Below are 12,719 nucleotides of genomic sequence, written 5' to 3'. Positions count from 1 at the left end.
TGGTTGATGCCGGGATGACGGGGTGGTTGATGCCGGGATGGCGGGTGGTCGGCAACGCGCCGGTCAGCGCGACAGGGGGTGGTCGGCAACGCACCGGCCAACTCGACAGTGTTGGAGCGGCATCTTCTTCCTGACCCACAGGCGTTTCCGACGTAATCGCCCAGCTGCCACTAAGTTGGCGATCGTGGTCACGCAAGGATTCGCGCCCGGTGATGTCGTCTTCATTCCCGAAGGTCCCTTCCAAGGCGTCTGCGGCGTCGTGCGGCAGGTGGACACGCGGCGAGCCCAGCTGCGGCTACGCGTCTCCCTGGGCTACAAGTGCGACGGGCTGAGCGATCTCACGGTTGACTTCGACGAGGTCGAATGGGCCTGAACCCATCCTGACCAGCGGCCCGAGGGTCTCGAATAGGGACCGAACCGAACGTGGGAAGATGGCCCCCATGACGTACACCCTCGTGCTGCTGCGCCACGGCGAGAGCGAATGGAATGCCCGCAATCTGTTCACCGGCTGGGTGGATGTCGACCTGACCGAAAAGGGTATTGCCGAGGGCAAGCGCGCCGGGCAGTTGCTGGCCGAGCAGGACGTTCTGCCCGATATCGTCTACACCTCGCTGCTGCGTCGCGCCATCTCCACCGCCAATATCGCCCTCGATGCCGCCGACCGCCATTGGATTCCGGTGGTGCGCGACTGGCGACTCAATGAGCGGCATTACGGTGCGCTGCAGGGCAAGAACAAGGCGGAAATCAAGGAGCAGTACGGCGACGAGCAGTTCATGCTGTGGCGCCGCAGCTACGACACCCCGCCGCCGCCGATCGAGGCGGGCAGCGAATACAGCCAGGACGGCGACCCGCGCTACGCCGGTATCGATGTGCCGATGACCGAATGCCTCAAGGATGTCGTCGCGCGGATGGTCCCGTACTGGGAGGACACCATCTCCCGCGACCTCGTCGCCGGTAAGACGGTTCTGGTTGCCGCGCACGGCAATTCGCTGCGCGCCCTGGTGAAGCACCTCGACGGCATCTCCGACGACGACATTGCCGCGCTGAACATCCCGACGGGTATTCCGCTCGAGTACGAACTGGACGAGAATCTGCGTCCGATCGGCCCGGCCGTCTACCTGGATCCGGAGGCCGCGGCCGCCGGTGCCGCCGCGGTGGCGAATCAGGGCGGTAAGAAGTAGGACGGTTGCCCAGTATTCATACCGGGCGCGAACGCGCTGTGACCGAATTACTCGGTCGCAGCGCGTTTTTCGTTATGTGAAACAGTGTTGTGCGGTATTCGCCGTGGTCAGCCGCAACTGATGGCATGTGGCGTAAATCTCAGTACGACTCCGTAGGGTATTTAGGCTCCCACCTCGGATCTCTATTTGCCGCAGTATTGCCCGTTTAATCGGGTAACGGTAACCCGGGTTTGCAACTTACTTTCCGGTAGATAAACTCCCTCCGTTCGATCTAAGCGAGAGGTAGATCACGTTCAATGAAGCACGCTTTACGGGCCACGGTGGCGGTTATCGCCGCCGCGGTCCTGGTTCCTCTGACGGGGATCACCGCTGCGGCGGCCCCCACCCCCACCGGACCTGACGGCGGTGCGGCCGGTGCCGCCTGGACCGCCGCACACGAGGGGGCGCAGCAGTACCCGAACGTCTTCATCGAGTGGGACGTGCCGATCACCATGAGTGACGGCACCGTGCTCAAGGGCAATGTCTACCGCCCAGCCGACGCCTCGGGTCAGCCCATCGACACTCCGACGCCGACGGTCGTCAATATGACGCCGTACACCAAGCTGGTGTCGAATCTCGGCGACAGCGCGACGGCCATTCCCTCGCTGTCGGATGCCCTGCTGAACTTCTTCCGCGAGATCAACCTCTCCGGCACCCCGGTCTCGGGTCTCGGCGAACTGATCAATGGCGCCGGCAATGGCCAGATCCGCAACTTCACCGTCGACCGGCAGCTCATCAAATCCGGCTACACGCAGGTCGTCGTGGACGTGCGTGGTACCGGCTTCTCCCAGGGCGAATGGGACATGCTCCGGGGACGTGAGCAGGCCGACACCGCGGAGGTCATCGACTGGGCATCCAAGCAGGCGTGGTCCAACGGCCGCATCGGGATGAACGGTGTGTCCTACTCGGGCATCAACCAGGTCCAGGTCGCCCAGCAGAACCCGCCCGCGCTGAAGGCCATCTTCCCGGTGGTGCCCGGCAGCGATCTCGTCAACGATGTGCTCGCGCCCGGCGGCGGCTTCGGCTTCAACTTCATTCCGCTGTGGCTCGGCGCCATCAATGGCCTGAAGTGGGTGCCGGATCTGGCGTCGATCGCCAACGGCCAGTTCGACTTCGAGTGGCTGCGAGATCGCATCGACGACCCGTTCACCTATCTGGATGTGCTGGTGTCGGCCTACACCGCGCAGCGCATGGACGATCTCGATCCGCGCGTGAAGGGGCTGCTCAGCGACTCCTCCGAGGCGCGGCAGGACTGGCTGGGTGATCCCGGCCAGATCAAGGTGCCGACCTTCGTCTACGGCGGCTGGCACGATCTGTTCACCTACTCGGAATCGCAGATCTACAACGAGATTCCGCTGCCCCCCGGTCAGAAGCAGTTGATGATGGGCAACACCTATCACGTCAGCTCCGGCGCCGACGTCGGTCGCAACGGTGGCCCGCCGCGCCTGGACATCATGCAGCGCGCGTGGTTCGACAAGTGGCTCAAGGGAATTGACAACGGTGTCGATTCCTACGGTCCGGTGACCCTGAAGGAACAGGGTGGCGGCTGGATCACGCAGGGTGGCTTCGGTGAGACCGCTCCCGCCTCGCAGCGGTCCGAGTACCGCCGCATGTACCTGTCGTCGGAGCGCAGCGGCACCGCGAACAGCCTGCACGACGGTTCGCTCACCGGCGATGCCAATGGTGACACCGCCCGGCTGACCGTGGCACCGGGGCTAACCACCCTCTGCTCCAATGACGCCGCGCAGGCCACGGCGGGCGTGCTGTCGATAATCGATGCCTGTGCCAAGGATTCGCGGATCGCGGAGACCAACGCGCTCACCTTCACGAGCGCTCCGGTCGCCGAGGCCACCACGATTTCCGGCCCGATCGCGCTGCGCCTCAATACTGTTCAGGACGCCGCCGACGGCTACTGGACCGCGACCGTGAACGATGTCGCACCCGACGGCACCTCGACGGTGCTGACCTCGGGTCAGCTCATGGCCTCGCTGCGCCAGGTCGATGATTCGCTCAGCAGTCGTTCGGCCAATGGCGATTACACCGACCCGCGGGCCTACACCTCCCTGGATCGGCGCCAGCAGACCGTCCCGGGTGAGGTGACCACCCTGGACATCGCCCTCTCCGGCACCCAGGCCGTGCTGAAGCCCGGACATCGGCTGCGGGTCGATATCTTCGCGGGCAACTTCCCGAAGGGCCTGCCGATCATGCCGATGCTCCTCGACACCGGACTCAAGCCGCAGCATGTGCAGCTGGACCCGAATCGTCCGAGCTTCGTGAATATTCCGGTCCGCGGTAATCCCGGTTGGTGATTTCCGCGAAGCGGAGCTGAATGGATCCGGGTGTGCACAACGGCGTGCGCACCCGGATTTCTTCGTAGGTGCTCCTCTCGCACCGCAAACCGGCAACGTGCCGCAATCGCGCTGTGAGAATTGTGCTCTTTCACGAATTTTCGAGAAGCCGCCTCAAATCGTCTGAGACGGACGTAGCTTGACGAAGGTGCGGTTCCTGCTGAGATCCCCGCTCGCGGTTCTGATCGCCGTGTTGCTGACGCCATTCGTTTCACCTACGGCCGGTGCGCAACCGGACGGCGGCGCGGCCGGTGCCGCGTGGGCCCATACCGTGGATGGTCCACATCCGTATCCCAATGTTTTCATCGAATGGGATGTGCCCATCACGATGAGCGATGGCACGGTGCTGAAGGCCAATGTCTACCATCCGGCCGATGCCGCCGGAGCGCCCATCGCGGACTCGACGCCGACCATCGTGAACTTCACGCCGTATACGAAACTCGGATCCATGATCGGGGATTCGGTCTTCTCGGTCCCCGGGCTCTCCGATCTGATCATTCAGTTGGCGCGCGATATCGACCTCACCGGTACGCCGTTCTCCGGACTCACCGACCTCACCAAGGCCCTCGGCGGCGGCTTGCTGCGCACCTTCACGGTGGACCGCAACCTGATTCGCTCCGGCTACACGCAGGTCGTGGTGGATGTGCGCGGAACCGGCTTCTCCCAGGGGATTTGGGATCTGCTCGGACCCCGAGAACAGCAGGACACCCTGGAGGCCATCAGCTGGGCCGCGAGTCAGCCGTGGTCCACGGGCGATATCGGCATGACCGGTGTCTCCTACTCCGGACTCAACCAATTGCAGGCGGCGGCCAAGAATCCGCCCGCGCTGAAGGCCATCTTCCCGGTGGTGCCCAGCCGCAACCCCTTCCGCGATCTGGTCGCACCCGGTGGCGCGATCGGCGCGGGGTTCATGCCCATGTGGCTGGCGGCGGTCAACGGCGGCAAACTGGTGCCCGATCTGATGGCACTGGCGCAGGGTCGCTTCGACATGAAATGGCTGGCAGACCGTTTGGCGGATCCGTTCACCTTCGTGGACGCGCTGCTGGAGGTATTCATCGAGCCGGATATTGCCTCATTGAGCCCGAAGGTTCAGACTCTGCTCGACTCGAACAGTCCCATGCGGCAGGCCTGGGAGACCGATCCGGAGCGGATCACCGTACCCACCTTCATTACCGGCGGCTGGCACGATGTCTTCGTCAACTCCCAGGCCGATGTGTACCGGCGAATCCAGGTGCCGCCCGGACAGAAACAGTTGCTGGTCGGCGACGGCTACCACATCTCCAATGGCAATGAATCCGGTCGGCCGGGCCTGCCGCCGCGCATGGATGTGCTCCAACACGCGTGGTTCGACAAGTGGCTCAAGGGCATCGACAACGGAATCGACGATTTCGGGCCGGTCACCGCGAAGCAGCAGGGTGGCGGCTGGGTGACATTGCCGTCCTTCCCGCAGCCGGGTATCGAGTACCAGCGCATGTATCTCTCGCCCGCCGTCAGCGGCACCGGCGGACACAGCGTGCACGACGGTTCACTGTTCACCGCGCCGAGCGATGGTCTGCACACCCTCACCGTCGCACCGGGTCTCACCGGCCTGTGCTCCCGGGACGCCGCACAGCAGCTCATCGGCATTGTCTCCATCATCGATGCCTGCGGCAAGGACTCCCGCATCCAGGAATCCAACGGACTCACCTTCACCAGCGCGCCGGTGGTCGAACCCACCACCATCTCCGGTCCGATCGCGATGCGGCTCAATACCGTTCACGACACCGCCGACGGTTATTGGACCGTCACCGTGAACGATGTCGCCCCGGACGGCCGCTCGACCGCACTGTCGACCGGCCAACTGGTCGCTTCACTGCGCCACATCGACGAATCCCGCAGTACCCGCCTGCCCACTGGTGATTACACCGATCCGGTTCCGGACCTGTCCCTCGATACTCGGCAACAGACGGTGCCCGGAGTGCCGGTGGCACTGGACATTTCGGTGGCCGGTATCGAGGCTGTGCTGCAACCCGGGCACCGGCTGCGCGTCGATGTCTACGCGGGCAACTTCCCGAAGGGGTTGCCGCCCACCGCCATCACTGTCGATACGGGGCTGAAGCCACAACACCTGCTCCTCGATCCGTCCGCGCCGAGCTTCGTGAATATCCCGGTCAGGGGCAACCCGGGTTGGTGAACTACCGCGGCCGAGGCTCGATATCACCGGGTGTGACGGACAGTGCGTTAGCGCGCCGGGAGTGACGGACTGTGGGCGTTCACGCTCGGTTGTTCGCCGTCCGGGACGGCGAAAGCGTCTTCCAGCGGCGGGATCATGGCGCGGCCATCATTGCCCGAGAACCACTGCCCGACAACGAATGCCGAGGTCGCCTCCAGGTACCGGGCCTGCGCCAGCCCGCCCGCGCGGACGGGCCGCAGGTCCAGATCGGCAACCAGGGTGGCGACGAGATCCAGTGCGCCGGCATCGTCACCGCACAGCGGGACGGCGAGTGGCCGCCCCTCGAAGGACCGCCGGTCCGAATCCCACAGTTCGGCGGCACAGAGATTGAATGCCTTCACCACGTGTGCGCCGGGTGCCTCGGCCGCGATCCTTTCCGCCACAGCGGGTTCGGTGAGAACGAAAGTGCCATTGTCCGGCAGGAAGGCATTGGTGCAGTCGATCAGCGCGCGTCCGGTGAACGCGCCCGCTCCCGACTCGCGCAGGACTGCGCTCAGCGCGGTGACCGGTACGGCCAGCAGGGTGGCCTCACCGAATACCGCGGCCTGGAGAATCCCGCCGGCCTTCGCGCCATTCCCGATGGCTTCGGCCAGCTCGGCGGCACGTTCGAAGGTCCGCGCGCCGACGAACACCTCATGTCCGGCAGCGGCCCAACCCCTGCCCAGTGCCCGCGCCATCTGTCCGGCCCCGATGATTCCGATTCGCATACTCAACTCCTTGATCGTTGCGATGGAACCGACGCTAGGAAATCCGATAGGCACCTGCGGGTGCCCATGAGCCCTGGCACGCTGGAACGGTGACAATCCAGATGGAAGCCGTGGCGGCCGAACCGGATCCGATACGGGATGCGGCTGTGGTGGAGTTCGCGCCCTACGGTGATCGGGAGTCCGACTGTCCGGCCCGCCTGATCCTGGACCTGTTCGACAATTCCTGGCTCATGGTGATCGCCTACACGCTCCGCGACGGTCCGCTGCGCCCGGTGGAACTGCGTCGGGAGATCGGCGGTATCAGCCAGAAAATGCTCACCCAGACACTGCGCCGCATGGAGCGCATGGCTCTGATCGAACGCCACCGCTACCCGGCAGCACCTCCCCGCGTGGAGTACTCCCTGACCGCCGCGGGCCAGGATCTGCTGATTCCGATTCTGGCGCTCGGTGCGTGGGTCGATCGCCATGGTGACACGGTCCGTTCGGCCATGTTCGGTGGTGATTTAAACGACTGACCGGTACTACTTCGTGATGTCCGATATGCCCGACCTGCATGGATTGTCGGCGAGAGGACCAGCAGGTAGGACCGCGATTTCGCCGCCACCGTCCGTTCCGAACATTGCGTGAACGGTGGGCTAACGCCCGCCAAAGTACCCGTGACCTGCGTGAAACTTCCCGCACCCGGGGTTTGGCAGCCCATTGGCGACCGTACGATTCAAAGTGTGAGCGTTCCACAGGCCGTGCTGTTGGCAGTCCTCGCGGCCGTCGTCGGACTGGCCGTGGGCGGACTGCTCATTCCATACATGAATGCCCGACAGGCTCGGCGCGCGGCCGACGAGTCGGGCCTGACCATGTCGCAGGTGCTCGATCTGATCGTGCTCGCCTCCGAGAGCGGCATTGCCGTGGTGGACCAGTATCGGGACGTCGTGCTGGTCAACCCGCGTGCCGAGGAATTGGGCGTCGTCCGCGACCGTCTGCTCGACGAACGTGTCTGGGTGGCGGTGCAGCAGGTCATCGACACCGGCGAGGACGTCGATTTCGACATTACCGCCAAACTGCCGCTGCCCGGCCGCGCCCACGTAGCCGTACGCGGCGTGGCTCGCCCGCTCTCGCGCGAGAACCCCAATTTCGTGGTGCTGTTCGCCGATGACGATTCCGAGCAGGCACGCATGGAAGCGACCCGCCGCGACTTCGTGGCAAATGTGTCCCATGAACTCAAGACCCCCGTCAGCGCCATGAGTCTGCTGGCCGAGGCGCTCCTGGAATCGGCCGACGATCCGGACTCGGTGCGGCACTTCGGCGAACGCCTGCACGGTGAGTCCCGCCGCATGGGCAAGATGGTCACCGAACTCATCGCGCTCTCGCGGCTGCAGGGCGCGGAGAAGCTCCCCGAACTCGATGTCGTATCCGTCGATACCGTGGTCGGCCAGGCCATCGAGCGCTCGCGCACCACCGCCGAGGCCGCCGGCATCACCGTCAGCACCGATCGCGACAGTGATCTCGAGGTGCTCGGCGATCAGACCCTGCTCGCCACCGCCCTGTCCAACCTGGTGGAGAACGCCATCGCCTACTCGTCGCGCGGATCGCACGTATCGGTGAGCCGGTCGCTGCGCGGCGGATACGTGAACATCGCCGTCACCGACCGCGGTATCGGCATTGCCAAGGAAGACCAGGAGCGCGTGTTCGAGCGGTTCTTCCGCGCGGATAAGGCGCGCTCGCGCGCCACCGGCGGTACCGGGCTCGGGCTGGCTATCGTCAAGCACGTGGCAGCCAATCACAACGGTGAGATCACCCTGTGGTCCAAGCTGGGCACCGGGTCCACGTTCACGCTGCGCGTCCCGGCCCACCCCGCCGATACCACTGCCGTGGGTGGCGACAAGAGAACTCCCGCCGGGTCTCCGGTGGGTAAGAAGGAAGCCGGCCCGCGCCCCGCAGGGCGGGCCAGAACGAACGGTGTGGAGGCAACCCGATGACGAGAGTGCTGATCGTCGAGGACGAGGAGTCGCTTGCTGATCCGCTCGCGTTCCTACTGCGCAAGGAGGGGTTCGAGGTCACCATCAGCGGTGACGGACCCTCCGCGCTGTCCGAATTCGACCGCACCGGTGCGGATATCGTCCTGCTCGACCTCATGCTCCCCGGTATGAGCGGCACCGATGTGTGCAAGCAGCTGCGACTGCGCGGCAGTGTCCCGGTGATCATGGTGACCGCCCGCGACAGTGAGATCGACAAGGTGGTCGGGCTGGAGCTCGGCGCGGACGACTACGTCACCAAGCCGTACTCCTCGCGGGAGCTCATCGCCCGCATTCGCGCGGTGCTGCGCCGCGGCGTGGGTGAGGAGATCGATAACGGTGGCGAGACCAGCGTGCTGGAGGCCGGGCCCGTCCGCATGGACGTCGACCGCCACACGGTGCAGGTCAATGGCCGGGCAGTCACCTTGCCGCTCAAGGAATTCGACCTCCTCGAATACCTGCTGCGCAACTCCGGCCGGGTCCTGACCCGCGGCCAGCTCATCGACCGCGTCTGGGGCGCCGACTACGTCGGTGACACCAAAACCCTCGACGTGCACGTCAAGCGGCTGCGCTCCAAAATCGAGGCCGACCCCGCCAAGCCGGAACACCTGGTGACGGTCCGCGGGCTCGGATACAAGCTCGAAGCGTAAGTACCCCAGAACAATTCGCGCCCGCTTCGCACAGCCGAAGCGGGCGCGAACCGTGCGCTGTGTAGCTCGGCCGTCTTACACGCGGCCGCCTTTCATGTGGCACACGTGAAGCGCCGCCCCACAGCGGCCACTTCCTCCAGGGCGGACGGGCGCATCGGCCCTCACATACCCCTACCTGAGGTCGAAGGTGCGGTGTCGCCTGCCCGCCCCCCGTCATCCCGGCATGTTTTGGCCGGGATCCACTGCCGACCACAGGTGGATTCCGGCCAAAAGCATGCCGGAATGACGAGAGGGCGGACGACATGACGCGTTCGAGCTCAGTGGTGGCCGGAGTCCGCGCCTGCGGGAGTGGATCCGGGCCAAAGCGTGCCCGGATAACGGGGAGGCGTGCCGGGACGACGTGGCTGACACCGCGACCCGCAAGCGCACTAGCGCCCGCTTCGATTCTTCGAAGCGGGCGCGAGTTGTAGCGGGTGTGCTCAGCCGACCGAGCTCCACGCCTTGCCGAGCGGAGTATCGATGGGCTTCAACCAGATTCCGCCGAAATCGTCGTCCTGTGCGCAGTCGTACAGTTCCGTCGCGATATCGCCCTTGCACGCGATGGTGCGTGAGGTGCCGTAGGGGCTGATGATGAGCAGCTTGCCGTCGGCGGCGGCATTCAGTGCGGCCGGATCGTTGTACGGCACGAAAGCGGCGGTGTGGTCATTGAACTGGGTGGGATCGATGTCGGCGCCCGCGGCAGGGGCCAGAGCCAATACGGCTCCGGCGGCGAGGGCCGCGGCAGCGATCGTCTTCTTGATCATTCGCGATGTCTAACAGGTTGCGGTGAATTCGCAGTGGCCGGCCGATGTCTGGCACGCTGCGAATGACTCACGCGGCAAGGTCACGGCCGGCGAACTTCCGGAAACCGAATACATGTGCGAAGCGGCCCCGCGAACTGCTGGGTGCGGGGCCGCTTCGGCGATGGAGCTCGGGGCCCGGGGAGCCCCGGAGAGTTCGGATCAGCTGGAGCCGAAGAGGCCCGAGAGCATCTTGCTCGCGCTGCCCGATCCGCCGCCCGGGGTTTCCGGGTCGGGATCGGGGTCCGGGTTGGACGGGTCCTTCACCATGACCTCGATGGTCTTGGTGCTGCCACCCTGGGAGGCGGTGATCAGGTGTCGCCCAGCGGTTGTCGGAGTCCAGTCGAGGTGCGCTTCGCCGACCGGCCACGGCACCTTGGGGCCGCTGATGTCCTTGCCGTTATCGCTCCAGTAGACGAGCAGGCCGATACCCGCGCCACTGAGTTTCGCGGTCAGTGCGTACTCGGTATTGATGACGTGGTTGCTACCGGAGACGGTGATCGAGTCGACGGTGGCGCTCGCATTGGGTGCGGCGAAGACCGCGACCGCCGCGACGGTCGCGAAACCGGCTACGCCCGTGCCGATTCGACGGGAGAAGGTGTTCATGAGTGCGTCCGTCCCCTAGTCCGTGGTGCCGCTACTGCCGCTGCCCAACGGCCCGCCGGGGCCGAATCCGCTACCGCTGCTGGAGCTTCCCGAGCCGAGCGGTGCATCCTTGACGTTCACGACCACCGACTTGTGCGTGCCGCCCTGTTCGACGGTGAGAATGTGTTGCCCGGTGGTTTCCGGCTTCCAGGTAATGCTGGATTTCCCCGGCGGCCACGGCACCTTGGGGGCGCCGATGAACTCGCCGTTATCGCTGAAGTAGACGAGCAGGCCGACCGAAGCGCCACCGAGGGTGGCGGAAATCGTGTACTCGCCGCCGACGCGGTAATCGGAGCCGTCGACCGAGACGGACTCGACCGCGGCGAAGGCAGATGGGGCCGTGAGGACGACGGCAGCCGCCATCGCGGCGAATCCGGTGATTCCCACGCCTGCCCGGCGTGCGGTGTTCCGGGAGCGGGTAGTGCGCATAGTGCTCTCCTTGTGGTGTGGCGAGGTGGGATCAGCTGCTGCCGAGGAGACCGCCGAGGATCTTGCCCGCGCTGCCGGTACCACTGCCGCTACTCGCACTGCCGCTGCCCGCGCTGCCGGTGCCGGGCTTGGTGGTCGTCGGGGGAGTGGTCGGTTCGGTGGTGGGCGGTTCAGTGGTGGGCGGTGCCGTCGTGGTCGGCGGGGCGGTGGTGCCGGTGCCGACATTGACCACGATGGAGTTCGTGCTACCGCCCTGGGCAGCCGTAAGTACGTGTTGGCCAGGCGTTTGCGGGACCCAGTCGATGCTGGCCTCGCCGACCGGCCACGGCACCTTGGGGCCACTGAAGTCCTCGCCGTTATCGCTCCAGTAGACGAGCAGACCCACCGACGCACCGCCGAGTTCCGCGCGCAGCGTGTAGGTGTTGCCGACCCGGAAGTCGGAGCCGGTGATGCCGATCGCGATGACGGCCGCGTCGGCGGTGGGGGCGGTGGTGGTGAGGACGGCTGCCGTACCGGCGGCTACAGCCAGTCCGGCGGCGGCGAGGCCAAGGCTCAGTCGGCGGGTGAGCGGAGTGTTGCTCATCGGGTTCTCCTGCGGTGAGAGGGGTGCCGCGTCCAGAGCTGGCGGCGGCGAAATCCGTCATCCCGGCGGGTATTCGGCCGGGATCCACTACCGCGGTGTTGGTGGTTCGCATGGTGTGGATTCCGGCTGAAAGCGGGCCGGAATGACGAGGTCGGGTGCTGGAGTCAGCTGCTGCCGAACAGACCGGGCAGGCCGTCCGCACTGCCCGTGCCGCCATTACGCGTCGTCGTGGGCGGCGGGGCAGTCGTGGGCGGTTCCGTTGTGGCCGACGGAAGTGTGGTCGTCGTCGGCGGTGCGGTGGTCGGCGGGAGTGTCGTCGTCGGCGGCGCGGTGGTGGTCGGGGGAGCAGTCGTGGGCGGGATCGTAGTCGTTGGCGGCACGGTGGAACTTCTGCCGACGGTCACCGCGAGAGATCTGGTGCTGCCGCCCTGCGAGGCCGTAAGAATGTGCTGCCCAGCCGATTTCGGGGTCCAGCTGATGCTGGCCCTGCCGACTGGCCACGGCACCTTGGGGCCACTGAAGTCCTCGCCGTTATCGCTCCAGTAGACGAGCAGGCCCACCGATGCGCCGCCCAGCTCGGCATGCAGCGTGTAGGTGCCGCCGACCGTGAAATCGGCGCCGGAGATGGTGATGCTCTCGACGGCCGCATGGGCGGGCGGCGACGGGGTGGCGAGGACGGCGGCGGCACCGGCCGCCACGGCCAACCCGGCAATGCCGATGCCGAGGCGGCGTCGGTGGGGCTGGAGGTTGCTCATGGTTACTCCTGTGCTGGTCCCACGTGCGGTGGGGATTCCGCGCACAGTAGGTCAGAGGAGAAGTGAAAATATGTGATTTCAGAAAAATTGTCCACCGAGTGGGACAGGCGAACTCTCCGGAGCTCTCAGGGGCTTCGCCCCCGAACCCCCTTTGCGGTTCCCCGGAACTCTCGCGGGCTTCGTCCACGGACTCCCGGTGGGACCTTCCGGATCTTTCGCGGAGCTTCGCTGAACCCCCGGTGGAACCCTGCCATGGCTCCCGCACCCGAAGTGGGGCGTACGGGTTCTGCGAGCTCTGGGGCGTGCGGGGTTTCGCGAACTG

Annotated in this window: 13 protein-coding genes; 7 read left to right on the top strand and 6 right to left on the bottom strand. The window is 65.8% G+C overall.

What is annotated here, in order from left to right; genetic code table 11:
* Window positions 1–184: 184 nt before the first annotated feature.
* The 4 genes from NU1_RS37330 (at window position 185) to NU1_RS37315 (ending at window position 5,741) form a co-directional block, all read left to right on the top strand.
* The gene (locus NU1_RS37330; RefSeq protein ID WP_067528969.1) at window positions 185–373 is read left to right on the top strand and encodes a KOW domain-containing RNA-binding protein; all 189 of its coding nucleotides are present in this window, start codon (window positions 185–187) and stop codon (window positions 371–373) included.
* A gap of 67 nt (window positions 374–440) precedes the next feature.
* On the top strand, window positions 441–1,181 hold the full coding sequence (locus tag NU1_RS37325; RefSeq protein WP_067528966.1) for a phosphoglyceromutase: 741 nt from the start codon (window positions 441–443) through the stop codon (window positions 1,179–1,181).
* A gap of 296 nt (window positions 1,182–1,477) precedes the next feature.
* Window positions 1,478–3,529 (top strand): CocE/NonD family hydrolase, encoded by a 2,052-nt coding sequence (locus NU1_RS37320; RefSeq protein WP_067528965.1) that lies wholly within the window; start codon window positions 1,478–1,480, stop codon window positions 3,527–3,529.
* A 187-nt stretch (window positions 3,530–3,716) separates the two neighbouring features.
* Complete coding sequence (locus NU1_RS37315) at window positions 3,717–5,741, top strand: CocE/NonD family hydrolase (protein ID WP_067528968.1); 2,025 nt, start codon at window positions 3,717–3,719, stop codon at window positions 5,739–5,741.
* A gap of 47 nt (window positions 5,742–5,788) precedes the next feature.
* Here NU1_RS37315 and NU1_RS37310 read toward each other — a convergent pair whose 3' ends face one another.
* Window positions 5,789–6,487 (bottom strand): NADPH-dependent F420 reductase, encoded by a 699-nt coding sequence (locus NU1_RS37310; protein ID WP_067528964.1) that lies wholly within the window; start codon window positions 6,485–6,487, stop codon window positions 5,789–5,791.
* Window positions 6,488–6,576: 89 nt separating this feature from the next.
* On the opposite strand from NU1_RS37310, the gene NU1_RS37305 reads away from it, so the two are divergent.
* From NU1_RS37305 to NU1_RS37295, 3 genes are all read left to right on the top strand, one after another.
* Window positions 6,577–7,002, top strand: a complete 426-nt coding sequence (locus NU1_RS37305) for a winged helix-turn-helix transcriptional regulator (protein WP_245720488.1) — start codon at window positions 6,577–6,579, stop codon at window positions 7,000–7,002.
* A gap of 207 nt (window positions 7,003–7,209) precedes the next feature.
* Window positions 7,210–8,460, top strand: coding sequence for a sensor histidine kinase (locus NU1_RS37300; RefSeq protein WP_067528963.1), 1,251 nt, complete (start codon window positions 7,210–7,212; stop codon window positions 8,458–8,460).
* Complete coding sequence (locus NU1_RS37295) at window positions 8,457–9,146, top strand: winged helix-turn-helix domain-containing protein (RefSeq protein ID WP_067528962.1); 690 nt, start codon at window positions 8,457–8,459, stop codon at window positions 9,144–9,146. Before NU1_RS37300 ends, NU1_RS37295 begins: the two co-directional genes overlap by 4 nt.
* Window positions 9,147–9,625: 479 nt before the next feature.
* Here the strand turns inward: NU1_RS37295 and NU1_RS37290 are convergent, their stop codons facing one another.
* The 5 genes from NU1_RS37290 to NU1_RS42640 form a co-directional block, all read right to left on the bottom strand.
* The gene (locus tag NU1_RS37290; RefSeq protein WP_067528961.1) at window positions 9,626–9,949 is read right to left on the bottom strand and encodes a hypothetical protein; all 324 of its coding nucleotides are present in this window, start codon (window positions 9,947–9,949) and stop codon (window positions 9,626–9,628) included.
* A gap of 198 nt (window positions 9,950–10,147) precedes the next feature.
* Window positions 10,148–10,591: a hypothetical protein gene (locus NU1_RS37285; protein WP_067528960.1), complete on the bottom strand. Its 444-nt coding sequence runs from the start codon at window positions 10,589–10,591 to the stop codon at window positions 10,148–10,150.
* A gap of 15 nt (window positions 10,592–10,606) precedes the next feature.
* A complete protein-coding gene (locus tag NU1_RS37280; protein WP_067528959.1) occupies window positions 10,607–11,059 on the bottom strand; it encodes a hypothetical protein in 453 nt (150 codons plus the stop codon).
* 31 nt (window positions 11,060–11,090) lie between these two features.
* A complete protein-coding gene (locus NU1_RS37275) occupies window positions 11,091–11,642 on the bottom strand; it encodes a hypothetical protein (RefSeq protein WP_067528958.1) in 552 nt (183 codons plus the stop codon).
* A 164-nt stretch (window positions 11,643–11,806) separates the two neighbouring features.
* The gene (locus tag NU1_RS42640; protein WP_067528957.1) at window positions 11,807–12,397 is read right to left on the bottom strand and encodes a hypothetical protein; all 591 of its coding nucleotides are present in this window, start codon (window positions 12,395–12,397) and stop codon (window positions 11,807–11,809) included.
* Window positions 12,398–12,719 lie beyond the last annotated feature (322 nt).

Source organism: Nocardia uniformis NBRC 13702 (assembly GCF_001613345.1).
Lineage (GTDB): Bacteria > Actinomycetota > Actinomycetes > Mycobacteriales > Mycobacteriaceae > Nocardia > Nocardia uniformis.
Note: the sequence above shows the minus strand (reverse complement) of the source record. Positions and strands in the feature narration are given on the sequence as shown.

Excerpts from the sequence above, each read along its gene's own strand:
- NU1_RS37290 (WP_067528961.1), bottom strand. The coding sequence starts at position 9,949 with ATGATCAAGAAGACGATCGCTGCCGCGGCCCTCGCCGCCGGAGCCGTA.
- NU1_RS37325 (WP_067528966.1), top strand. The coding sequence starts at position 441 with ATGACGTACACCCTCGTGCTGCTGCGCCACGGCGAGAGCGAATGGAAT.
- NU1_RS37275 (WP_067528958.1), bottom strand. The coding sequence starts at position 11,642 with ATGAGCAACACTCCGCTCACCCGCCGACTGAGCCTTGGCCTCGCCGCC.
- NU1_RS37320 (WP_067528965.1), top strand. The coding sequence starts at position 1,478 with ATGAAGCACGCTTTACGGGCCACGGTGGCGGTTATCGCCGCCGCGGTC.
- NU1_RS37285 (WP_067528960.1), bottom strand. The coding sequence starts at position 10,591 with ATGAACACCTTCTCCCGTCGAATCGGCACGGGCGTAGCCGGTTTCGCG.
- NU1_RS42640 (WP_067528957.1), bottom strand. The coding sequence starts at position 12,397 with ATGAGCAACCTCCAGCCCCACCGACGCCGCCTCGGCATCGGCATTGCC.
- NU1_RS37310 (WP_067528964.1), bottom strand. The coding sequence starts at position 6,487 with ATGCGAATCGGAATCATCGGGGCCGGACAGATGGCGCGGGCACTGGGC.
- NU1_RS37280 (WP_067528959.1), bottom strand. The coding sequence starts at position 11,059 with ATGCGCACTACCCGCTCCCGGAACACCGCACGCCGGGCAGGCGTGGGA.
- NU1_RS37295 (WP_067528962.1), top strand. The coding sequence starts at position 8,457 with ATGACGAGAGTGCTGATCGTCGAGGACGAGGAGTCGCTTGCTGATCCG.